This window comes from Pseudomonas sp. FG43, assembly GCF_057809175.1.
The window spans coordinates 64,489-85,504 of sequence record NZ_JBMDJL010000005.1 but is presented as its reverse complement, the minus strand read 5'-3'; the positions used below and the strand labels follow the sequence as shown (position 1 = coordinate 85,504).

The following is a 21,016-nucleotide window of genomic DNA, read 5'->3' as shown; positions in this document are numbered from 1 at the left end:
CTCTCTCCATGGCAAGGCTGTGGGCACTCGCTGAATCCTCTATGCTCGGGGGTCATTCCTGCCGTTGCGGAGAATTGTTTCAAGGAGAGAAAGAGTGCTGGCAACTGCTCTGGTGTTGATGGCAGCGGTACTGCATGCAACATGGAACACCCTCGTCAAGTTCAGTGTCGAACGACTGCTTGTGATTGCCAGCATGGATGCAGTGGCCTTGGTTTGTGCAGTACTGGCGCTGGGCTTTGTCACGGTGCCTGAACGGCATATCTGGCCATGGCTGGTGGTTTCGGCAGTGCTTGAGCTGCTTTATCGCTATCTGCTGATCAAGGCTTATCGGGTAGGTGATCTGGGGTTGGTTTACCCGCTGATGCGCGGGCTTTCGCCGTTGGTCGTGCTGGGGCTGACCTTGATGTTCGCGGGCGAGCAATTGAACGCCCAGCAGATCTTCGGGATTGTGATGATCCCCTGTGGCATGGTCTGCCTGCTTTGGCATGGAGGTGGCGGTGCTCGCCTGCCCTGGTCGATGTTGCCCGTAGTGGGCCTGATTGGCGTATGTATCGGTAGCTACACCTGGATCGACGGGCAAGCCATCCGGCTGGGTGCGCATCCGCTGGACTATCTGGTCTGGCTGACGTTGATCAGCGCCTGGCCGTTTCCGTTACTTGCGGTCTGCCACAAGCGCCCGGCCTTCATGTTGTTCTGGCGTGAGCAATGGCAGTTGGGGCTGTGTGTCGGGCTGTGTGTCCTGTTCAGTTATGCGTTGGTGCTGTGGGCCATGCAACTGGGCTCGGTTGCCGAGGCCGCGGCATTGCGCGAAGTCAGCGTGGTGCTGGTGGTGTTGTTTGGTATGCGTTATCTGAAAGAACCTTTTGGTCGCCCTCGGCTATTGGCTTGCGGGCTGGTGTTGTTCGGCATGTTTCTAATGAAGTTCCAGCTATAGGAAATAGGTATGACAGTTGCATTCTGGTGTGTGTTGGTCGCGATTTTTCTGCCGATCGTTTGTTCAGCCATCGCCAAGTACGGGAATGGCAAATTCACGTCTCGACATAATCACGACCCGCGAAACTTTCTCGATCATCTTGAGGGCTTTCCCAAGCGCGCCCATGCGGCGCAGTTGAACAGCTATGAAATCACCCCGGCGTTCGCGGCGGCCGTGATCATTGCCCATATCGCGGGCAATGCGCAGTTGGTCACTATCGACGTGCTGGCTGTTCTATTCATTACCAGCCGCTTGCTCTACATCATCTTCTACCTTGCCGATCTGGCTACCATGCGTTCCATCGTCTGGTTGATCGGGTTGGGTCTTGTGGTCGGGTTGTTTGGCGCTTCCGCTTTCCCGGCTGCCTGAGTGTTTTCCAGTGGTGGCCAGGGACCTTGGCCACCACTGTCCATTTGATGTATCGAGTATTGATTTGAAAAGACTGTGTGTTGCCCTGCTGTCCTGTCTGCTATTGAGCGCCTGTGGCGGTGTCGACCCCGATTCACCCTTGGGGCAACGCAAGGCGATCTTCAAGGAAATGCTCAAGACCAGCGAGGATCTGGGCGGCATGTTGCGCGGACGCATAGCTTTCGATGGCCAGCGTTTCAGCGAGGGTGCCATCCGGCTGGACAGCCTGGCCCATGAGCCCTGGAAACATTTCCCGCAGATCAAGGAGCCTGACCAGACAAGCGCGACGGATGCGGTCTGGCAGAAACAGGCCCGCTTTCAGGAAATGGCCCGCTCGCTCGAAGCGGCGACAGGCGAACTGGTGGCTGTGTCCGGCGTCAGGCCGTTTTCAGCCAGTAACCTGACACCAGCGGTCGACAAGGTCGAGGCTGCGTGCCAGGCGTGTCATCGGGAGTTCAGGAATCATTGAAACCAGGCACCTACTGGACTTTTTCAAGCTCGGTCTGGGCGTCCTGCAATTCCTTGCGTGAGTCCGCGAGCTTTTCCTTACGCTTGTCGATTTTCTCCGGATCGCCTTTGGCCATGGCCTTGTTCAGGTCGGTCTGGCGGCGGCTCACTTCGCGCTTGGCATCCAGCACTTTCTGTTCCCGTTGCTTGAGCAGTGAAGTCTCGGTGCAGTTGGCGTTGACTTCGCTCAGGGCTTTTTCCAGGCCCGCCTGCTCACGTTTGTTGCCTTCGGCCTTGGCTTCTTGAATCCTGTTATTGATCTCCTGACTCTTAACCAGGCACTCCGACACGGGCGGGGCTTGTTCGGCAGCCATTAAGGGCGACGCTGACAGCGTAAAGCTGCCGATCAGAATCAGGGTGGAAAGAAACTTCATGTGAACTCCTTGAAAAACCATAACGTCCGGGCACGCGGGCGATGAAAAAAACGATATTAAAAGCCTGCGATACCTTGCTCCCGTAGCTGCTCGCGCAATGCCTGCACCTGCGGGTCCTGAAAAAACTCCCAGAGTCTTTTGGCCCTTCCTGGGCCTATACCCGGTTCGTTTTGCCATTGCTCGATACTTCGTGCAGCCAGTTCGTGCCATTCCATGCCCGGATTTATCCCGCCTGCCGGGGGCAGGCCGATAGCGACAAGCCAGGTCTGGAACGATCTTTCACGCGCTATTTGCAAGCTGTCGAACAGTTTAGTGCCGCTACGTTCTGCAAAACCCGGAATTTTAGCAAGCTGCCCACGATTCAGGGTCATCCAATCGAGCAAACCGTTGATTTCTCCGGCCTCGATCAGCTTGTCCCAGCTTCCCGGGCCCACTCCAGGCAGTGCCAGCCCCTTCTTGCTGCTGAGCCAGACCAGCCTGGCCCGGAACTGACTTTCACATCCCGGCGTTAGCTGCCAGCAACTCAGACCATGAAAATCGCTTTGTTGCGGAACCGTCAGTTCAATTCGTTCGATATTTCGTGAAACTACCTTGTCCAGGCGCGGGATGGTAAGGCCCGCCAGGCTCAGGGAAACCTGATCGCCAGGGCGGATATCCAGTGCTTGCCAGCGTTGCAGGGAGCCGACGCTGAGCTTGCTGATTGTCCGGTCATCCAGACGCACCGGGTTGAGATCCAGTACGGGCGTGATTCTGCCGCTGCGTCCGATATTGAAGTTGACCTTGCGTACTTCGGCCAGCACCTGAGCGTAAGGGTATTTCCAGGCGGCGATCCAGTACGGTGCCCTGGCTTGCCAGCGCTGCACAGGCGGCCGTTCGCCGTGACGCATGATGACGCCGTCAGTGGCGAATGGCAGGGCAGTGCGATACCAGTGGTTGCGCCATTCACTGGCCTGGGTGAAGTTTTCCAGCGGCTGGGTATAGATGGCGCTGTCGCTGAAGCCCATGGCTTTCAGGCCGGCGATCCGCTCCTTCATGTCTGCCGGGCCGGCTGGCCAGTCCCAGACGAATAACCCGATACTGGTCGCTTCTTTGTCGCTCATGTCTTGTCGAGCCATCAGCCCCGCGACCTTGCTGCGAGCATTGATGCTGCCCGAAGTGGCCTGAACATGGCCTGACAGACGCCAGTACAGCTCGCCCTGCAGAACCAGCGCTTCCGGCTGGGGAAGTTGCTTGGGAATGGCAGAGATCCCTTGTGCATGGCGTGTCCAGTCCTGGCCCTTGAGGCCGTCACCGCGACTGATTGCCTTGCTGAGCCTGCCGTTTTCATACACCAGCGATACCGCTACCCCATCGACCTTGGGCTGTATCCACAAGCCTTTTCGGTCTTTCAACCACTCCTGCACCGCTCGCTCGTCTGCCAGTTTGTTCACGCCGGTATGCGGGATAGGGTGAGTAAGCGGGCCTCGGGCGGTTTTCAGCGGGTTGTCAGTGGAGGGTCTGGTCGAGGAGAAACAGGACTGTAGAAAGCTCAGGCGCTGGCGTGACTGGTCATAAAGTTCGTCCTCTATCAGCGAGACGCCCTGGCGGTGATAGCTATCGTCCCATTGGCTAACCTGATGTTGCAGGGCCAGAATCTCGTTGCTGGCCTTTGCCGGTGACCAGTCAGGGCATGGGTTGGCAAAGGCTGCCGACACACTGAAAAACAGGGTTGCGCAGCTCAATAAACGTACAGCGTTCAACATCGAAGCGTCCTTGCCTTGAGGGAGTGGCCTTGAGGCTAGTCACTGTTCGTTGTTGCGGCGGACAAGGTGGTTACAGGTTTTTTCGGCAGGTACAGATGTCTGTGATTTACGTGGATGGCTGTGTCTTTAGTCTTTATTGCAGGCGTGCAGAATAGGCATTCAGTCCAGCTCTTGATCGGGTGCTCAATGGATATATCAACTCTCGCCGTTTTCATTCCTGCCTGTTTTGCTCTCAACATGGCGCCCGGCCCGAACAATCTGCTGTCGATCAGTAACGCAACGCGCTATGGCTTTGTCAGGTCATGTGTCGGTGGCGCGGGTCGATTGCTGGCTTTCGTGATCATGATCTCGCTGGCCGCAGTGGGCCTGGCGGCGGTACTGCATACGTCCGAATGGCTGTTTCATGTGATCAAGATTTTCGGCGCAGCCTATCTGTTTTACCTGGCAGTGCAGTTGTGGCGAGCCAATCCTCAGGATCAGGGCGATATGAGCGGTGCTTCTGCAAGCATGTGGAGCCTGGCGCGTCAGGAGTTTCTGGTAGCCATCGGCAACCCGAAGGCGATTCTCCTGTTCACGGCCTTCCTGCCGCAGTTCATCGATGACACCAACCACGTTACCAGCCAGTTCGCGGTACTGGGCGGGCTGTTCATTGTGTTGGAGTGTGTCGCTATCTGTCTTTACGGCTACATGGGCGTGCATGCCCGTCGTCTGTTTGCACGACCCAGCGGCAAGCGCTTGTTCAATCGCGCTTGCGCCGGGTTGCTTGCGGGAGCAGCTTCGGTGTTATTGGTGTCGCGGCGGGCTTGAGGCCCGGTTATTTCTCATTGGTTGTATCTTGCCCGCCGAAGATGTTTGCACGGCTTTTTGAGCTGCTGCCATCACTGTTTCGGGTGTCTTGTCCGCCGAAGATGTTTGAGCGGCTGTTTGAACTTCTGCCGTCGCTGTATTGTGTGTCTTGTCCGCCAAAGATGTTGGCGCGGCTGTTTGAACGGGTGCCATCATTGTATTGAGTGTCTTGCCCGCCGAAGATGTTTGAACGGCTATTTGAACGTCTGCCGTCGCTGTATTGTGTATCTTGCCCACCGAAGATATTTGACCTGCTGGTTGAGGTTGTTCCATTGTCATAACGGCAGTCATAACCACCAAAGATATTGGCTCTGCAATTATCGGCAAAAGCCTGATAGAACGGTGAAACAATCAGAATGGAGCCCAGCAGGATAGCCTTGAGTTTCATGATGTTCCTTACAATAAGTGCAGGAATAACTGGCAAAGTAATCAGCCTCACTCGACTCTGCGAGAGTGATTGATTTGTTGGGGGCGGGGAAACCATTAATGGCTTAGTGTGCGGGACACCTCGTTAAGGCCGGGTCATTAAAGCGGACTTTTGATTTTAAACTGTTGCGAATGTGGCATTCCGCTATTATCTATACAGACTGGACATTTCAAACTAAGTTTCGGCTGTAAGAAAAAATACCGGCAGGCTCGACCGAGGTCACCGGCGGATTCAAGGCTTTCGCAATTGGCAGAAACAACAAAGCCCCGAACGATCAGGTCGTCCGGGGCTTTGTGTTGAAGCGTTAAAGCGTATTATAGACCGGCAGCAGCGCGCAGGGCGTCGGCGCGGTCGGTTTTTTCCCAGGTGAACGTGGTGAAGGTGTCGTCACCCACGGTCTTGGTTTGCGGCGTGCGACCGAAGTGGCCGTAGGCAGCGGTTTCCTGGTACATCGGGTGCAGCAGGTCGAGCATCGTGGTGATTGCGTATGGACGCAGGTCGAAGATGTCACGAACCAGCTTGATGATCTTGTCATCGCTGATCTTGCCGGTGCCGAAGGTGTTCAGCGAGATCGAAGTCGGTTGAGCGACGCCGATAGCGTAGGAAACCTGAATCTCGCAGCGCTCGGCCAGGCCGGCAGCAACGATGTTCTTGGCAACGTAGCGGCCAGCGTAGGCAGCGGAACGGTCAACCTTGGATGGATCTTTACCGGAGAACGCGCCGCCGCCGTGGCGAGCCATGCCGCCGTAGCTGTCGACGATGATCTTGCGACCGGTCAGGCCGCAGTCACCCACCGGGCCGCCAATGATGAACTGGCCAGTCGGGTTGATGTGGAACTGAGTGTCCTTGTGCAGCAGCTCGGCTGGCAGCACGTGCTTGACGATCAGTTCCATCACGCCTTCGCGCAGATCGTTGTAGGAGACTTCCGGGTTGTGCTGGGTCGACAGAACGACTGCGTCGATGCCCACGACCTTGCCGTTTTCATAGCTGCAAGTCACCTGGGACTTGGCATCCGGGCGCAGCCATGGCAGCAGGCCGGATTTGCGGGCTTCAGCCTGACGCTTCACCAACTGGTGCGAGAACGCGATTGGCGCAGGCATCAGTTCAGTTGTTTCGTTGCTGGCGTAGCCGAACATCAGGCCCTGGTCGCCGGCGCCCTGATCTTCAGGCTTGGCACGGTCCACACCCTGGTTGATGTCAGGAGACTGCTTGCCGATGATGTTCATCACGCCGCAGGTGGCGCCGTCGAAACCGACGTCGGAGCTGGTGTAGCCAATGTCGCTGATCACGTCACGAACGATCTGCTCCAGGTCAACCCAGGCAGTGGTGGTAACTTCGCCGGCCACGATTGCAACGCCAGTCTTGACCAGTGTTTCCACTGCTACGCGAGCGTGTTTGTCCTGGGCAATGATAGCGTCCAGTACTGCGTCGGAAATCTGGTCGGCGATCTTGTCTGGATGTCCTTCGGACACGGACTCGGAGGTGAAAAGTGAGTATTCGCTCATCTCTACGGGTTTCCTGAATTTTACCGATGGTGAGTGTTGCCAGCCGGTCGCTGAAAATGGCGAACCTGGATCTGGAAACCATTACGTAAGCCTACATACAGGCTTTCCCCGGGAACTAGCCCCGCAGCGATGGCCCAACGGGCCAGATCATCCTGTTCGAAACCTAACCAAAGATCGCCACAGGCCTCCCTGGCCCAGCTTTGGTCATGACTACACAACTCTGTTACCAGCAGGCTACCGCCGGGTTGCAATCGATCGGCCAGTTGCCTCAAGGCTTCGGCCGGTGCTGCCAAATGGTGAAGCACCATGTTCAGAACGACACAGTCGGCGCTCACTTTAGTGCCCGTGAGGGCGTCGGCGAGTACCAGCTCGACATTGTCCAGCTTCTCGCGCTCGCAGACATCGCGGGCCAGCTCCAGCATCGCCGGGCTGTTGTCCATGGCGGTGACATGGGCGAAGCGCCTGGCCAGTTCCGGTAGAAAGCCGCCGTCGCCGGGGCCGACTTCCAGTGCCGTTGCCTGGGCGGTGAAGCTCAGTTTGTCCAGCAGGCTCAGCAGGCTGTCACGGTATTGGCCAAGGCCGGCGATCAAATCCTGCTGGGCGCGAAACTTTTCTGCAGTACGGGCAAAGAAATCCTGACTGGCCTGGGCGCGCTGACGATGCACAAGGTCGATGCGCAGGCTGACTTCCTGCGGCAGTGTCAGGGCATCCACCTCGTCGAGCAGGGCCGCGTGCAGCCTGCCGCCGGTCAGTTCGGTATGGGGCAGGGCGCGGCGGTAAAAAATTGCGTTGCCTTCCCGGCGCGTCGCCACCAGAGCGGCTTGTGCCAGCACTTTCAAGTGGTGACTCATGCCTGACTGGCCGATGGCAAATATCTGCGCCAGCTCCAGTACGCCGAACGAATCGTTGGCCAGGGCGCGCAATACATTCAGCCGTAGAGGGTCGCCGCCGGCCTTGCACAAGGCAGAGAGGTCGTCGCAGTCGTCATGGCTAATTGCAGGTACGCATAGGTTCATGGGGTCGCAGTCTAGTTAGCGACCGGTCAGGCTGCAATAGCAATATCAAAAAGTTTTGATATTGGTTGATGGGGCAACTGTCCGTGATGTCCATCACGTTATTGGCGCAGCCAGACTGCATCAATGAGGGTAAATAAGGCGACAAGGCAGGAAAAACACCTGCCAACGACTATCTTTCATTGCTCCCAGGCAGTGCCTGAGAGAAAATGGTCGCCTTTTTTCCGATCCCATTCCTTCATTCTCCAGGAGATCAGCGATGCCAAGCCGTCGTGAGCGTGCCAACGCCATTCGTGCCCTCAGCATGGATGCCGTGCAAAAAGCCAACAGCGGCCACCCCGGTGCCCCCATGGGCATGGCGGATATCGCCGAAGTTCTGTGGCGCGATTATCTGAAGCACAACCCGGCCAACCCAGCGTTCGCCGACCGTGACCGCTTCATTCTGTCCAACGGCCACGGTTCGATGTTGATTTACTCGTTGCTGCATCTGACCGGCTACGATCTGTCCATCGACGACCTGAAGAACTTCCGTCAATTGCACAGCCGCACGCCGGGTCACCCGGAATACGGCTACACCCCGGGCGTCGAAACCACCACTGGCCCGCTGGGGCAGGGTTTTGCCAACGCCGTCGGCTTTGCCGTTGCCGAAAAGACTCTGGCAGCACAGTTCAACCGTCCAGGCCACACCATCGTCGACCACAACACCTACGTGTTCATGGGCGATGGCTGCATGATGGAAGGTATTTCCCACGAAGTTGCTTCCCTGGCCGGTACTCTGGGCCTGGGCAAGCTGATTGCCTTCTACGATGACAACGGCATCTCCATCGACGGCGAAGTCGAAGGCTGGTTCACCGACGATACGCCGAAGCGCTTCGAGTCCTACGGCTGGCAGGTCATCCGCAATGTCGACGGTCATGATGCCGACGAAATCAAGACCGCCATCGACACCGCCCGCAAGAGCGAGCAGCCGACCCTGATCTGCTGCAAGACCACCATCGGTTTCGGTTCGCCGAACAAGCAGGGCAAGGAAGAGTCCCACGGTGCTCCACTGGGCGCTGATGAAATCGCTCTGACCCGCGCTGCGCTGAAATGGAACCATGGTCCTTTCGAGATCCCGGCTGATATCTATGCCCAATGGGATGCCAAGGAAAAAGGCCTGGCTGCCGAAGCTGACTGGGATCAGCGTTTTGCTGCCTACTCCGCTGCTTTCCCTGAGCTGGCCAACGAGTTCATCCGTCGCATGAGCGGTGAGCTGCCTGCCGACTTCGCTGCAAAATCGGCTGCTTATGTGGCTGAAGTCAACGCCAAGGGCGAAACCATCGCCAGCCGTAAAGCCAGCCAGAACGCTCTGGGTGCTTTCGGCCCGCTGCTGCCTGAGATCCTGGGCGGTTCGGCTGACCTGGCCGGTTCCAACCTGACCATCTGGAAAGGTTGCAAGAGCATCACCGGCGAAGACGCCAACGGCAACTACCTGCATTACGGTGTGCGTGAGTTCGGTCAGGCGGCAATGATGAACGGTATCGCCCTGCACGGCGGTTTCGTCCCTTACGGCGCGACCTTCCTGATCTTCATGGAATACGCCCGTAACGCTGTGCGCATGGCCGCTCTGATGAAGAAGCGCGTGATCCATGTGTTTACCCACGACTCCATCGGTCTGGGCGAAGACGGCCCGACTCACCAGCCGGTCGAGCAATTGACCAGCCTGCGTACCACGCCGAACCTGGACACCTGGCGTCCGGCGGATGCCGTGGAATCGGCTGTGGCCTGGAAATACGCCATCGAGCGCAATGACGGCCCGTCGGCGCTGATCTTCTCGCGCCAGAACCTGCCTCACCAGGCGCGTGACGAAGCCCAACTGGCGGACATCGCCCGTGGTGGCTACGTACTGCGCGACTGCGCGGGCGAGCCTGAGCTGATCCTGATCGCTACCGGTTCGGAAATCGGTCTGGCCGTGCAGGCGTTCGACGCCCTGAGCGCTCAAGGCCGCAAGGTGCGCGTGGTTTCCATGCCTTGCACCAGCGTCTTCGAAGCTCAGGACCCAGGCTACAAGCAAGCCGTTCTGCCATTGCAGGTCAGCGCTCGTATCGCTATCGAAGCTGCCCACGCTGACTACTGGTACAAGTACGTCGGTCTGGAAGGCCGCGTGATCGGCATGACCACTTTCGGTGAGTCGGCACCAGCACCTGCGTTGTTCGAGGAGTTCGGCTTCACTCTGGAGAACATCCTGAGCACGGCTGAAGAGTTGTTGGAAGACTGAGAAAGGTCGCAATAATCTTGTAGGAGCGGATTCATCCGCGAAGAGGCCAGCCCAGCCAATACTTTTGTATCGTCTGGCTGAGTGTTTTCGCGGACAAGTCCGCTCCTACAGGTTTATGCGCAGTACGATTTGTCTTGCGAGCACCACCATGCCCCAAAACCGCCCTTACAAAGTTGCTCTGAACGGCTATGGCCGAATCGGTCGTTGTGTCTTGCGCGCGCTCTGTGAGCGAGGTGCCCGGGCAGGTTTTGAAGTGGTCGCGATCAATGATCTGGCCGATATGGCCAGCCTCGAATATCTCACCCGTTTCGACTCCACTCATGGCCGTTTCCCCGGCGATGTGCGGGTCGACGGGGAATACCTGCACATCAACGACCACCGGATCAGGGTTCTGCGCAGCGCAACGCCGGAAGGTATCGACTGGGCGGCGTTGGGTGCGGATCTGGTGCTTGAATGTTCGGGCGTCTACAACACCCGCGAAGATGGCCAGCGCTTTCTCGATGCGGGTGCGTCGCGGGTGCTGTTCTCGCAACCGATGGCCAGCGAGTCCGATGTGGATGCCACCATCGTGTTCGGTATCAATCAGCAGAAACTGACCGGCACCGAGCGACTGGTTTCCAACGCATCCTGCACCACCAACTGCAGCGTGCCTTTACTGCGGTTGCTGGATGACGCGCTGGGCCTTGAATACATTTCGATCACCACCATCCACTCGGCAATGAACGATCAGCCGGTGATCGATGCTTATCACCACGAGGATTTGCGCCGTACGCGCTCGGCTTTTCAGTCGATAATTCCGGTGTCCACTGGTCTGGCACGCGGAATTGAGCGGCTCCTGCCGGAACTTGCGGGCCGAATTCAGGCCAAAGCAGTTCGCGTACCGACGGTCAACGTCTCGTGCCTGGATATCACGCTGCAAACGGCACGTGATACCGATGCTGTGGAAATCAACCGTATCTTGCGTGAGGCCGCCACCAGCGGCCCTCTCAAAGGCCTGCTGGCATACACCGAGTTGCCGCATGCCAGTTGTGATTTCAACCATGACCCTCATTCGGCCATTGTCGATGCGAGTCAGACCCGAGTTTCCGGCCCCCGGCTGGTAAACCTGCTGGCCTGGTTCGATAACGAATGGGGTTTTGCCAACCGGATGCTCGACGTTGCAGACCATTTCTTGCGCGTCGCTGATCAACAACAGTAAAAAACAGGAACGCCTCATGACCGTGTTGAAGATGACCGACCTCGATCTGCAAGGTAAGCGTGTGCTGATTCGCGAAGACCTCAACGTCCCGATCAAGGACGGCGTTGTCAGTAGCGATGCCCGAATCCTTGCTTCGCTGCCGACCATCAAGCTGGCGCTGGAAAAGGGTGCTGCCGTACTGGTCTGCTCGCACCTGGGTCGTCCGACCGAAGGAGAGTTCTCGGCCGAGAACAGCCTCAAGCCGGTTGCCGACTACCTGAGCAAGGCGCTGGGCCGTGAAGTCCCGCTGGTTGCCGACTATCTTGATGGCGTCGACGTCAAGGCTGGCGATGTCGTGCTGTTCGAGAACGTGCGCTTCAACAAGGGCGAGAAAAAGAACGCTGACGAGCTGGCGCAGAAGTATGCCGCTCTGTGCGACGTATTCGTGATGGACGCTTTCGGTACCGCACACCGCGCCGAAGGTTCGACCCACGGCGTTGCCAAATTTGCCAAGGTCGCTGCGGCAGGTCCTCTGCTGGCGGCCGAGCTGGAAGCATTGGGCAAGGCCCTGGGCGCTCCGGCCAAGCCAATGGCGGCCATCGTTGCCGGCTCCAAGGTTTCCACCAAGCTGGATGTGCTCAACAGCCTGAGCGCAATCTGTGACCAGTTGATCGTCGGCGGCGGTATCGCCAACACCTTCCTGGCAGCAGCCGGTCACAAGGTCGGCAAGTCGCTGTATGAGCCGGACCTGCTGGACACCGCCCGTGCCATCGCCGCCAAGGTCAGCGTGCCATTGCCGGTGGATGTGGTGGTTGCCAAGGAGTTCGCTGAAAGCGCTGCCGCAACCGTCAAGCTCATCGCTGACGTTGCCGATGACGACATGATTCTCGACATCGGTCCGCAGACTGCTGCCCAGTTTGCCCAATTGCTGAAATCTTCCGGGACTATCCTGTGGAACGGTCCGGTCGGCGTGTTCGAGTTCGATCAGTTCGGTGAAGGGACCAAGACACTGGCCAAGGCCATTGCCGAAAGCGCAGCGTTCTCCATCGCTGGTGGCGGCGATACGCTGGCGGCCATCGACAAGTACGGCGTTGCACAGCAGATTTCCTACATTTCTACCGGTGGTGGCGCCTTCCTCGAGTTCGTCGAGGGCAAGGTCCTGCCAGCCGTTGAAGTGCTTGAGCAGCGTGCAAAGGCCTGATTTTCCGGTTCAGGAAAGGGAGTAGTTCATGGTCAGGACGTTACCGCTGTTGCTTATCGCAGGTGTGCTGGCCGGTTGTGCGAGCAAGCCTGAGATAAACGATTCGGAACCTGAGCCTCAGGCGCAGCTGCTTCAATTGAGTTGCTATCAGGCCGGTTGGCAGGCTGAAACCGTGCCAGTGATCTACAAGCGTGGCGGTCAGGAAGTATGGGACCGCTACGAGTTCATGCCGCGCACGGGAGATGTGGGCTGTCTCTGAGTCAGGTTGAAAGCTCGCTGGCAACATCTGCGAGCTTTGGCGGTCATTAAAAGGTGGGATCTTTTTCGAGAAGGAGTTTCGCCATGAAAATCGCCACCCTGGCTCTTGTGAGTTGCATTGTATTGGCAGGTTGCAGCAGTCCGGGCTCTAAAGCCCGTACCTGTGAAATATTCAGCCCGGCCTCCGTGAGTGTTCCGACGACCGAAAACAGTCAGCGGGTCGAGGCACATGTAACGGGTGAACCGGCCAGTGACCGTAATCAGGAACAGAACTGCCCCTGAAGTACAGAAGCGAGCGGCACATGCCGGGCTTTCCGGGGCAGGCCAGGAGACGTGATGAAAGGCTTGATTGCCCTTGCGGCATTTGCAGTGCTTGGCGGTTGTGCGACCACCAAGGCGCCGCAATCCAGTGATTCCTGGAACCATTGGGTGTGTGACAGCAAGGCCGAAGTTCATTGGCGCTTTGCCGATTCGGCCAAAAAGGAAGTGGATGTACGCCTGAACCAGAGCGATCAGGTTTTCAGGCTCAAGGCCGAACCTGGTGCTGCCAGCGGGACGCTCTACAGTAACAATGTGTTGGCGTTTGCCAACAAAGGTAGCGAAGGCCTGATTTATTGGGACGCCACCAACGATTTGATCGGACGCGGCTGCAAGGCCAGATAAGTCGTAGCCGATGTTCCACCACCGCATGGCCCTGTGGCCAATGCGTATAACTTGAATAGCAGTCGCCACTACGGCAGGCTTGCACGATTAACGACCCGACCGGGAGAGATACAGACAATGGCACTTATCAGCATGCGCCAGATGTTGGACCACGCAGCCGAATTCGGTTACGGCGTTCCAGCTTTCAACGTAAACAACCTGGAACAAATGCGCGCCATTATGGAAGCGGCCGACAAGACCGACTCCCCGGTGATCGTTCAGGCTTCGGCCGGCGCCCGCAAATACGCCGGTGCCCCGTTCCTGCGTCACCTGATCCTTGCGGCAGTCGAAGAGTTCCCGCACATCCCGGTGGTCATGCACCAGGATCACGGCACCAGCCCGGACATCTGCCAGCGCTCGATCCAGTTGGGCTTCAGCTCGGTCATGATGGACGGCTCCCTGGCTGAAGACGGCAAAACGCCTGCCAGCTACGAATACAACGTTGACGTAACCCGTCGCGTAGTGGCTTTCGCTCACGCCTGTGGCGTTTCCGTGGAAGGCGAGCTGGGCGTTCTGGGTTCTCTGGAAACCGGTATGGCCGGTGAAGAAGACGGCGTTGGCGCAGAAGGCATCCTGGATCACAGCCAGATGCTGACCGACCCGGAAGAAGCTGCTGACTTCGTCAAGAAGACCCAGGTCGATGCCCTGGCAATCGCCATCGGCACCAGCCACGGCGCTTACAAGTTCACCAAGCCGCCTACCGGCGACATCCTGGCGATCGAGCGCATCAAGGAAATCCACAAGCGCATTCCCAACACCCACCTGGTGATGCACGGTTCTTCGTCCGTTCCTCAGGAATGGCTGAAGATCATCAACGAGTACGGCGGCGACATCAAAGAAACCTACGGCGTGCCGGTCGAAGAAATCGTTGAAGGCATCAAGTACGGCGTGCGCAAGGTCAACATCGACACCGACCTGCGTCTGGCCTCCACTGGTGCCATCCGTGAATTCATGGCCAAGAACCGCAGCGAGTTCGACCCGCGCAAATACCTGGCCAAGACCGTCGTCGCGATGCGTGACGTCTGTATCGCCCGTTACGAAGCCTTTGGCACCGCTGGCAACGCCTCGAAGATCAAGCCGATCTCCCTGGATCGCATGTTCGAGCGTTATGCCAAAGGCGAGCTGGATGCCAAGATCAACTGAGTGTTGATCCAGTAATGAAAAACCCGCAGAGATGCGGGTTTTTTGTTAGCGGCGTTTCAACTGTGAAGTCGCGGCCAAGACCCCTCCCACAGGTTTCGTGGGAGGGGCCTTGGCCGCGACGGCAGTCTGAAGTACGCCCCAAAAGGAGGGACCCATCCGCGGAGGCTATCTCACAAAAATTTTTACCTGCCCGACGCATATATCTCGACTGCCATAGCTCGGCATCGTTTTTGAGCAGGGCTCGCTTTTTAATCCTGATGCTTGGAGGTGATCACTGCGTACCCAAATAGCAGGGTAGGTCGCCGGTGGTCGGTGCGTTACCTGGGTTGCTCAAAGCCAACACCTCATTTTTCAGGAATGCCTCAACTTCTCCTTCCCAAGGCGTTTTCGAAAAGGAGTACTGGATCAACTTGGCAGAAGCCCATAGCGGGTTGTTTTTTTTCAGCTTTCCGTTTTCCAGCCACTTGGGATTGATATCGGCGTGGGCATGGTCGTCGCTGGATTGGTAGACGTAGTTGCGGAACGAGATGATTGCGCCTTTCTCCCGGGTCAGTGGGTTACAACTCCCTTTCCGTTCCGTGTGTGCGTCCGAGTACGAGTCCTGGATCATATGCAGCAGCGAGCCGAGAGCCATGTGCTTGACGCTGACGGCCTCAGACTGGCTCTTGTAGCTATGCTGCACTCTGGGATTCCCGGATGCGACGTAAGTACCAAACTTTCCTGGCCTGAATGAACGTTTCCATTCACCTCCGGGAATGGGGTCGAACAGTGCCCCTACTGTCCAGCCTGGTTTCCCGAGATAGCTAGCGATATCCGAGAAGGCAGTGATGGCCGGGCCGTCGATGGGCTCTTTGGCCAAGTTGTTGGAAGATATCGAGAGGGTGTAGGTGAACTTGGCCCAGGCCAGCATTTTTGCCTGGGTATCGAGTGCCGTTTCCTGTTGTGATGAGGCCATCGAATGAATGAACTGGAAATCGCCGAAATGGCTTCTGTACAGCATCATCGGGTTGGCAGTGACGGTGATTGCACGACATGAAGGGAGTGCGCTGTTTTCCTTGCATTGCGCCTGTTGTTGGGCGTCCTTGAATAGTGCGTACCATTGATAAGCCCGGGTCACGTTCTGACGCAGCAATGAATCAGGGTCGTCGTTCCATTGGCTACCTAGGACAAGATCTCTGAGTACGCCTCTTTGTTTGAGTGTCTCCGCGGAGGTCTTGGCCCTTCCTCCCTCGGTGTTCTCGGGATCCAGATAGTAGTCATAGGCCAGGAGGGTGATGGTTTCATGCACCGGATACTTCAAGCCCTCGGTCAGTTTGGTTACCGAGCAGAAAGCGGACTGCCCCCAGCATTCCACATCTATAGGGTTCATGTCGTAGGCTGTGGCTGGTTGCGTTGCTGTGAACAGGCTCAATGCCAACGGTATGCATGCGTATGAAAGTGCGGAACGGCTAGAGCGCAAGGGCCGGTCGGATCGCATGGATAGTTCCTTCTAATCGTGTGCTGTCGGCGATGTATAGCTCATGCAGTGGCATATCGCCATTTCGGTGGGTTTTCAGTGATCAGAAAAATATGAAATGAGCCATAGAGACGAGCGGGGCATTTTGTCTGAGGGAGTTGGCGCTCGGGCGAGTGGCCGCAGATTTCAGGCCCCTCGCGAGCGCATCACCGCCCGGTTGGCGCCTATTTCATGAGCATTGCACACGCCGTCTTGTAAGCCTCATGCTGATACTTGTTCAACGTATCGTGCAGGGCGAAGTCGTGTTTCTTGTTCTGGGCGTTGATGGTCTGGGGGGATACGAGGATTACGTCGCAATCGGCCAGAAGCTGGAAGACGGTTTCGATCTTGAAGGTGGTCGGGCCACCGGCGAATTCGCCTTTCTTGCTGCGCTTCTTGATCGCGACATGGCTGATGCCGTTGGTCCGCACGAAACTGGCGATCTGCGCGGCGAAGGCTTTGACGTTGGCGGCCTCGTCGTCATCCTCCAGCGCGATCTTTCGGGTTGCCAGCGGCAAATGCGAGATGCCGCCGTTCTGACGGGTGGCCAGGGCGAAGATGGCTTCACTGCCTTTGATTTCTACACCACAAATAATCATGGGAATGCCTGGTGCCTTCGGTTCATATAAAGGAACAGGTTATCTCATCGCTGGCGTTATTCCTGCGCAATTGATTCCAGATATTCCGAGCGCTCGTCGCTCATGCGGGCAATGCAGTCGTTTTCGTTGATGTTGTAAGCCTTGCTGCCAGCGGCTGACGGGAAGACTTCGACCGCGCAATCGGCGTCGCGCAGCTTTTCCCAGGCTTGCTGGGCAGCCTTGAGTTTGCTGGTGAAGTCGTTGTATTGCGACTTGTTGGCGACAAATTGCGACTGGACGCGATTGAGCAGGTTCTGAAAGTTTTCCTTGAGCAGCTCTTCTGCGGTGTGCCGGCTGTAGACCGAGCATTCCAGCGTCTGGTTATCGTTGTCGACGCCATCACACGGCGTGCTGTCCGGGTCTTGAGCGGCTTGTGCGCCCGTCACGGCTGTCGCCATAAGGGCCAAGGTCAGGAAAATCGTTTTCATCGAGTGGCTCCGATCCATTGATGCAGTGAATTCTGGCCTAAGCGCGAGGCAAAGAACAGGTTTACGACGCAGGCTGGCAGCGTCCGATTGCCCTTTGTCGCATCTTGACGCTTTCGGCAAACCCCCTGTCGTTTTTGCACCCGGCTCGCCGGACCCTCCGGCATATGCTGACCCCAATAGCGCCGACAGCCGATTCGGCGCGCAAGTACCTAAAAAGGGGACAGCCTGATGAGCCCAGCCGAACTGCACGCCGACAGCATCGTTATTGACGGGCTGATTATCGCCAAATGGAATCGCGAGCTGTTTGAAGACATGCGCAAGGGCGGCCTGACCATGGCCAACTGCACGGTATCGGTGTGGGAAGGTTTCCAGGCCACGATCAACAGCATCTGCACCAGCCAGAAGCTGATGCGCGAAAACAGCGATCTGGTGATGCCGGTCCATACCACCGCCGACATCCGCAAGGCCAAGGAGCTGGGCAAGACCGGCATTCTGTTCGGCTTCCAGAATGCCCATGCCTACGAAGACCAGATCGGCTACGTCGAGATCTTCAAGAAGTTGGGCGTTGGCATCGTGCAGATGTGCTACAACACCCAGAATCTGGTGGGCACCGGCTGCTACGAGCGCGACGGTGGCCTGTCGGGTTTCGGTCGTGAGATCGTCGCTGAAATGAACCGTGTCGGCGTCATGTGCGACCTGTCTCACGTGGGCTCCAAGACTTCCGAAGAAGTCATCCTCGAATCGAAAAAACCGGTCTGCTATTCCCACTGTCTGCCGTCCGGGCTCAAGGAACATCCCCGCAACAAGTCCGATGCAGAACTGAAGTTCATCGCCGATCACGGCGGCTTTGTCGGTGTGACCATGTTTGCGCCGTTCCTGGCCAAGGGCATCGAGTCGACCATCGACGACTACGCCGAAGCCATCGAGTACACCATGAACATCGTCGGTGAAGACGCCATCGGTATTGGTACCGATTTCACCCAGGGTCATGGCCAGGACTTCTTTGAGTACCTGACTCACGACAAGGGCTATGCCCGTCGGCTGACCAACTTCGGAAAGATCATCAACCCGCTGGGCATCCGCACCGTAGGCGAATTCCCGAACCTGACCGAAACCCTGCTCAAGCGCGGCCATAGCGAGCGTGTTGTGCGCAAGATCATGGGTGAGAACTGGGTCAACGTCCTCCGAGACGTCTGGGGCGAATAACCGCCACCCACACCTTATTGAATTGATAACCCCGCTGCCCTGTGCGCAGTGGGCGTAACCCGAATTTCTGGAGTTTGACCCCATGGCTAAAATCGCCCCGCAACTGCCTATCGAAGTCGACAGCGAAACCGGCGTCTGGACCTCCGATGCATTGCCGATGCTCTATGTGCCGCGCCATTTCTTCGTCAATAACCATATGGGTATTGAAGAGGTGCTGGGTGCCGAGGCCTACGCCGAGATTCTCTACAAGGCCGGATACAAATCTGCCTGGCACTGGTGCGAAAAAGAGGCCGAATGCCACGGCATTGAAGGCGTTGCGGTGTTCGAGCACTACATGAATCGCCTGTCGCAGCGTGGCTGGGGGCTGTTCAAGATTCAGGATATCGATCTGGAAAAGGGCACCGCCAGCGTCAAGCTTGAGCACTCGGCGTTCGTGTATGTGTACGGCAAGGTCGGGCGCAAGGTCGATTACATGTTCACTGGCTGGTTCGCCGGAGCAATCGATCAGATCCTGGCCGCCAGCGGCAGCTCGATCCGTACCGTTGCCGAGCAGGTTTACGGCGGTTCGCAAGAAGGTCATGACGACGGTCTGTTTGTCGTCAAACCGTTGTAAGTCGAGGATCGTGTTATGGCTTTCGAAGCGATGTTCCAGCCGATCCAGATTGGCAAACTGACGATCCGCAACCGCGTCCTGAGTACCGCTCACGCCGAGGTCTATGCCACCGATGGCGGGATGACCACCGACCGTTACGTGAAGTACTACGAAGAGAAAGCCAAGGGCGGCATCGGCCTGGCGATCTGCGGCGGTTCTTCCAGTGTGGCCATCGACAGCCCGCAAGGCTGGTGGAAGTCGGTCAACCTGGCCACTGACAAGATCATCCCGCATTTCCAGAACCTTGCCGACGCCATGCACAAGCACGGCGCCAAGATCATGATCCAGATTACCCACATGGGGCGTCGTTCGCGCTGGGACGGCGATCACTGGCCGACCCTCATGTCGCCGTCCGGTATTCGTGAGCCGGTACACCGTGCGACCTGCAAGACCATCGAGCCGGAAGAAATCTGGCGAGTAATCGGCAACTACGCCAGTGCTGCGGCACGCGCCAAGGCCGGTGGCCTGGATGGCGTCGAGCTGTCCGCCGTACACCAGCACATGATCGACCAGTTCTGGAGCCCGCGCGTCAACAAGCGTACCGATGAGTGGGGCGGCAGTTTCGAGAACCGCATGCGGTTTGGCCTGGAAGTGATCAAGGCTGTACGCAAGGAAGTGGGGCCTGATTTCTGTGTGGGCATCCGTATCTGCGGCGACGAATTCCACCCTGATGGCCTGAGCCATGAGGACATGAAGGAAATCGCCAAATACTACGACGCCACCGGCATGATCGACTTCATCGGCGTCGTAGGTTCGGGCTGCGACACCCATAACACCCTGGCCAACGTTATCCCCAACATGAGTTATCCACCGGAGCCGTTCCTGCATCTGGCGGCCGGTATCAAGGAAGTGGTCAAGGCGCCTGTACTGCACGCGCAGAACATCAAGGATCCGAATCAGGCCACCCGGATTCTGGAAGGTGGCTATGTGGATATGGTCGGCATGACCCGCGCCCATATCGCCGACCCGCACCTGATTACCAAGATCAAGATGGGGCAGGTCGATCAGATCAAGCAGTGCGTCGGTGCCAACTACTGCATCGACCGCCAGTACCAAGGGCTGGATGTACTGTGCATCCAGAACGCCGCCACGTCCCGTGAGTACATGGGCGTGCCGCACATCATCGAGAAATCCGCCGGGCCGAAGCGCAAGGTGGTGATTGTCGGTGCCGGTCCTGCTGGCATGGAAGCCGCTCGCGTGTCTGCCGAACGTGGCCATGACGTCACGCTGTTCGAGAAGAAGGAATTCATCGGCGGGCAGATCACCACGGCGTCCAAGGCACCGCAACGTGACCAGATTGCCGGGATCACCCGCTGGTTCCAGCTGGAGCTGGCGCGCCTGAAAGTCGATCTGCGTCTGGGCACCGCTGCCGATGCGGCGACCATTCTCGACCTGCGCCCGGACATCGTGGTGCTGGCGGTGGGCGGTCATCCGTTTCTGGAGCAGAACGAGCACTGGGGCGCGGCCGAAGGGCTGGTGGTCAGCAGTTGGGACGTGCTGGATGGCAAGGTCGCGCCGGGCAAGAACGTGCTGGTCTACGACACCATCTGTGAGTTCACCGGCATGTCCGTGGCCGACTTCCTGGCCGACAAGGGCTCGCAGGTCGAGATCGTCACCGATGACATCAAACCCGGCGTCGCGATTGGCGGCACCTCGTTCCCGACCTACTACCGCAGCATGTACCCCAAGGAAGTGATCATGACCGGGGACATGATGCTGGAAAAGGTCTACCGCGAAGGCGACAAGCTGGTTGCCGTGCTGGAGAACGAATACACCGGCGCCAAAGAGGAGCGGGTGGTTGATCAGATCGTCGTCGAAAACGGTGTGCGCCCGGATGAAGAGCTTTATTACGGACTCAAGGAAGGTTCGCGCAACAAAGGCCAGATCGACATCGAGGCCCTGTTCGCCATCCAGCCACAACCTTCGCTGAGCCAACCAGGTGACGGCTACCTGCTGTTCCGCATCGGCGACTGCGTGGCCCAGCGTAATACCCATGCAGCGATCTATGACGGATTGCGGTTGTGTAAGGATTTTTGAGGAAAGCTGCAAGCCATAAGCTGTAAG

22 protein-coding genes are annotated in these 21,016 nt (G+C 57.7%); 14 read left to right on the top strand and 8 right to left on the bottom strand.

The annotated features are described in order from the left end of the window. Window positions 1-94: 94 nt before the first annotated feature. From ACODS3_RS07920 to ACODS3_RS07910, 3 genes are read left to right on the top strand one after another with little or no spacing between them, the layout of a single operon-like run. Complete coding sequence (locus ACODS3_RS07920) at window positions 95-934, top strand: EamA family transporter (RefSeq protein WP_489033954.1); 840 nt, start codon at window positions 95-97, stop codon at window positions 932-934. 9 nt (window positions 935-943) lie between these two features. Then, the gene (locus ACODS3_RS07915; protein ID WP_201018248.1) at window positions 944-1,342 is read left to right on the top strand and encodes an MAPEG family protein; all 399 of its coding nucleotides are present in this window, start codon (window positions 944-946) and stop codon (window positions 1,340-1,342) included. 58 nt (window positions 1,343-1,400) lie between these two features. After that, complete coding sequence (locus ACODS3_RS07910) at window positions 1,401-1,850, top strand: c-type cytochrome (protein WP_489033994.1); 450 nt, start codon at window positions 1,401-1,403, stop codon at window positions 1,848-1,850. A 10-nt stretch (window positions 1,851-1,860) separates the two neighbouring features. Here the strand turns inward: ACODS3_RS07910 and ACODS3_RS07905 are convergent, their stop codons facing one another. Both ACODS3_RS07905 and ligB read right to left on the bottom strand, forming a co-directional pair. Beyond that, window positions 1,861-2,262, bottom strand: coding sequence for a DUF1090 domain-containing protein (locus tag ACODS3_RS07905; protein ID WP_201018247.1), 402 nt, complete (start codon window positions 2,260-2,262; stop codon window positions 1,861-1,863). A gap of 56 nt (window positions 2,263-2,318) precedes the next feature. Beyond that, window positions 2,319-4,004: an NAD-dependent DNA ligase LigB gene (gene ligB / locus ACODS3_RS07900; RefSeq protein ID WP_489033953.1), complete on the bottom strand. Its 1,686-nt coding sequence runs from the start codon at window positions 4,002-4,004 to the stop codon at window positions 2,319-2,321. Between the two features lie 186 nt (window positions 4,005-4,190). Between ligB and ACODS3_RS07895 the strand changes: the two genes are divergently transcribed. After that, the gene (locus tag ACODS3_RS07895) at window positions 4,191-4,811 is read left to right on the top strand and encodes a LysE family translocator (protein WP_201018245.1); all 621 of its coding nucleotides are present in this window, start codon (window positions 4,191-4,193) and stop codon (window positions 4,809-4,811) included. 7 nt (window positions 4,812-4,818) lie between these two features. Here the strand turns inward: ACODS3_RS07895 and ACODS3_RS07890 are convergent, their stop codons facing one another. The 3 genes from ACODS3_RS07890 to ACODS3_RS07880 all read right to left on the bottom strand — a co-directional run bounded on the left by ACODS3_RS07890 (window position 4,819) and on the right by ACODS3_RS07880 (window position 7,798). Continuing rightward, window positions 4,819-5,238: a hypothetical protein gene (locus ACODS3_RS07890; protein ID WP_304574814.1), complete on the bottom strand. Its 420-nt coding sequence runs from the start codon at window positions 5,236-5,238 to the stop codon at window positions 4,819-4,821. Between the two features lie 353 nt (window positions 5,239-5,591). After that, on the bottom strand, window positions 5,592-6,782 hold the full coding sequence (gene metK, locus ACODS3_RS07885) for a methionine adenosyltransferase (RefSeq protein ID WP_201001671.1): 1,191 nt from the start codon (window positions 6,780-6,782) through the stop codon (window positions 5,592-5,594). A 20-nt stretch (window positions 6,783-6,802) separates the two neighbouring features. Further along, window positions 6,803-7,798 (bottom strand): ArsR/SmtB family transcription factor, encoded by a 996-nt coding sequence (locus tag ACODS3_RS07880; RefSeq protein ID WP_201001673.1) that lies wholly within the window; start codon window positions 7,796-7,798, stop codon window positions 6,803-6,805. A 256-nt stretch (window positions 7,799-8,054) separates the two neighbouring features. Between ACODS3_RS07880 and tkt the strand changes: the two genes are divergently transcribed. From tkt to fba, 7 genes are all read left to right on the top strand, one after another. Continuing rightward, a complete protein-coding gene (gene tkt / locus ACODS3_RS07875) occupies window positions 8,055-10,052 on the top strand; it encodes a transketolase (protein WP_201018243.1) in 1,998 nt (665 codons plus the stop codon). Between the two features lie 148 nt (window positions 10,053-10,200). Next, the gene (gene epd, locus ACODS3_RS07870) at window positions 10,201-11,250 is read left to right on the top strand and encodes an erythrose-4-phosphate dehydrogenase (RefSeq protein ID WP_201018242.1); all 1,050 of its coding nucleotides are present in this window, start codon (window positions 10,201-10,203) and stop codon (window positions 11,248-11,250) included. 16 nt (window positions 11,251-11,266) lie between these two features. Next, window positions 11,267-12,430 carry a phosphoglycerate kinase gene (locus ACODS3_RS07865; protein WP_201018241.1) on the top strand — a complete coding sequence of 388 codons (1,164 nt, stop codon included), beginning with the start codon at window positions 11,267-11,269 and terminating at the stop codon, window positions 12,428-12,430. 28 nt (window positions 12,431-12,458) lie between these two features. Further along, on the top strand, window positions 12,459-12,689 hold the full coding sequence (locus ACODS3_RS07860; RefSeq protein WP_201001679.1) for a putative periplasmic lipoprotein: 231 nt from the start codon (window positions 12,459-12,461) through the stop codon (window positions 12,687-12,689). Window positions 12,690-12,772: 83 nt separating this feature from the next. Beyond that, window positions 12,773-12,970, top strand: a complete 198-nt coding sequence (locus ACODS3_RS07855; RefSeq protein WP_201001680.1) for a hypothetical protein — start codon at window positions 12,773-12,775, stop codon at window positions 12,968-12,970. A gap of 54 nt (window positions 12,971-13,024) precedes the next feature. Beyond that, window positions 13,025-13,351 carry an MliC family protein gene (locus tag ACODS3_RS07850; protein ID WP_201001681.1) on the top strand — a complete coding sequence of 109 codons (327 nt, stop codon included), beginning with the start codon at window positions 13,025-13,027 and terminating at the stop codon, window positions 13,349-13,351. Between the two features lie 117 nt (window positions 13,352-13,468). Further along, the gene (fba, locus tag ACODS3_RS07845) at window positions 13,469-14,533 is read left to right on the top strand and encodes a class II fructose-bisphosphate aldolase (RefSeq protein WP_025258230.1); all 1,065 of its coding nucleotides are present in this window, start codon (window positions 13,469-13,471) and stop codon (window positions 14,531-14,533) included. A 271-nt stretch (window positions 14,534-14,804) separates the two neighbouring features. Here the strand turns inward: fba and ACODS3_RS07840 are convergent, their stop codons facing one another. From ACODS3_RS07840 to ACODS3_RS07830, 3 genes are all read right to left on the bottom strand, one after another. Further along, window positions 14,805-16,010 (bottom strand): hypothetical protein, encoded by a 1,206-nt coding sequence (locus ACODS3_RS07840; protein WP_489033952.1) that lies wholly within the window; start codon window positions 16,008-16,010, stop codon window positions 14,805-14,807. A 203-nt stretch (window positions 16,011-16,213) separates the two neighbouring features. Continuing rightward, window positions 16,214-16,627, bottom strand: a complete 414-nt coding sequence (locus ACODS3_RS07835; protein WP_201018239.1) for a DUF3010 family protein — start codon at window positions 16,625-16,627, stop codon at window positions 16,214-16,216. 56 nt (window positions 16,628-16,683) lie between these two features. Further along, window positions 16,684-17,094 carry a lysozyme inhibitor LprI family protein gene (locus ACODS3_RS07830; protein ID WP_489033951.1) on the bottom strand — a complete coding sequence of 137 codons (411 nt, stop codon included), beginning with the start codon at window positions 17,092-17,094 and terminating at the stop codon, window positions 16,684-16,686. 228 nt (window positions 17,095-17,322) lie between these two features. Here ACODS3_RS07830 and ACODS3_RS07825 point away from each other — a divergent pair, with 228 nt between their 5' ends. The 3 genes from ACODS3_RS07825 (at window position 17,323) to dgcA (ending at window position 20,989) form a co-directional block, all read left to right on the top strand. Next, window positions 17,323-18,300 (top strand): dipeptidase, encoded by a 978-nt coding sequence (locus ACODS3_RS07825; RefSeq protein ID WP_117181710.1) that lies wholly within the window; start codon window positions 17,323-17,325, stop codon window positions 18,298-18,300. A gap of 82 nt (window positions 18,301-18,382) precedes the next feature. Then, entirely contained in the window at window positions 18,383-18,913 is a 531-nt protein-coding gene (locus tag ACODS3_RS07820; protein ID WP_304574810.1) for a DUF5943 domain-containing protein, read from the top strand. Window positions 18,914-18,928: 15 nt separating this feature from the next. Then, window positions 18,929-20,989: a dimethylglycine demethylation protein DgcA gene (dgcA, locus tag ACODS3_RS07815; RefSeq protein WP_304574809.1), complete on the top strand. Its 2,061-nt coding sequence runs from the start codon at window positions 18,929-18,931 to the stop codon at window positions 20,987-20,989. Window positions 20,990-21,016 lie beyond the last annotated feature (27 nt).

What these genes read in the sequence shown, in the direction of transcription:
- ACODS3_RS07915 (WP_201018248.1), top strand. Translation starts at nt 944, where the DNA reads ATGACAGTTGCATTCTGGTGTGTGTTGGTCGCGATTTTTCTGCCGATC.
- ACODS3_RS07905 (WP_201018247.1), bottom strand. Translation starts at nt 2,262, where the DNA reads ATGAAGTTTCTTTCCACCCTGATTCTGATCGGCAGCTTTACGCTGTCA.
- ligB (WP_489033953.1), bottom strand. Translation starts at nt 4,004, where the DNA reads ATGTTGAACGCTGTACGTTTATTGAGCTGCGCAACCCTGTTTTTCAGT.
- ACODS3_RS07895 (WP_201018245.1), top strand. Translation starts at nt 4,191, where the DNA reads ATGGATATATCAACTCTCGCCGTTTTCATTCCTGCCTGTTTTGCTCTC.
- ACODS3_RS07890 (WP_304574814.1), bottom strand. Translation starts at nt 5,238, where the DNA reads ATGAAACTCAAGGCTATCCTGCTGGGCTCCATTCTGATTGTTTCACCG.
- metK (WP_201001671.1), bottom strand. Translation starts at nt 6,782, where the DNA reads ATGAGCGAATACTCACTTTTCACCTCCGAGTCCGTGTCCGAAGGACAT.
- ACODS3_RS07880 (WP_201001673.1), bottom strand. Translation starts at nt 7,798, where the DNA reads ATGAACCTATGCGTACCTGCAATTAGCCATGACGACTGCGACGACCTC.
- tkt (WP_201018243.1), top strand. Translation starts at nt 8,055, where the DNA reads ATGCCAAGCCGTCGTGAGCGTGCCAACGCCATTCGTGCCCTCAGCATG.
- epd (WP_201018242.1), top strand. Translation starts at nt 10,201, where the DNA reads ATGCCCCAAAACCGCCCTTACAAAGTTGCTCTGAACGGCTATGGCCGA.
- ACODS3_RS07865 (WP_201018241.1), top strand. Translation starts at nt 11,267, where the DNA reads ATGACCGTGTTGAAGATGACCGACCTCGATCTGCAAGGTAAGCGTGTG.
- ACODS3_RS07860 (WP_201001679.1), top strand. Translation starts at nt 12,459, where the DNA reads ATGGTCAGGACGTTACCGCTGTTGCTTATCGCAGGTGTGCTGGCCGGT.
- ACODS3_RS07855 (WP_201001680.1), top strand. Translation starts at nt 12,773, where the DNA reads ATGAAAATCGCCACCCTGGCTCTTGTGAGTTGCATTGTATTGGCAGGT.
- ACODS3_RS07850 (WP_201001681.1), top strand. Translation starts at nt 13,025, where the DNA reads ATGAAAGGCTTGATTGCCCTTGCGGCATTTGCAGTGCTTGGCGGTTGT.
- fba (WP_025258230.1), top strand. Translation starts at nt 13,469, where the DNA reads ATGGCACTTATCAGCATGCGCCAGATGTTGGACCACGCAGCCGAATTC.
- ACODS3_RS07840 (WP_489033952.1), bottom strand. Translation starts at nt 16,010, where the DNA reads ATGCGATCCGACCGGCCCTTGCGCTCTAGCCGTTCCGCACTTTCATAC.
- ACODS3_RS07835 (WP_201018239.1), bottom strand. Translation starts at nt 16,627, where the DNA reads ATGATTATTTGTGGTGTAGAAATCAAAGGCAGTGAAGCCATCTTCGCC.
- ACODS3_RS07830 (WP_489033951.1), bottom strand. Translation starts at nt 17,094, where the DNA reads ATGAAAACGATTTTCCTGACCTTGGCCCTTATGGCGACAGCCGTGACG.
- ACODS3_RS07825 (WP_117181710.1), top strand. Translation starts at nt 17,323, where the DNA reads ATGAGCCCAGCCGAACTGCACGCCGACAGCATCGTTATTGACGGGCTG.
- ACODS3_RS07820 (WP_304574810.1), top strand. Translation starts at nt 18,383, where the DNA reads ATGGCTAAAATCGCCCCGCAACTGCCTATCGAAGTCGACAGCGAAACC.
- dgcA (WP_304574809.1), top strand. Translation starts at nt 18,929, where the DNA reads ATGGCTTTCGAAGCGATGTTCCAGCCGATCCAGATTGGCAAACTGACG.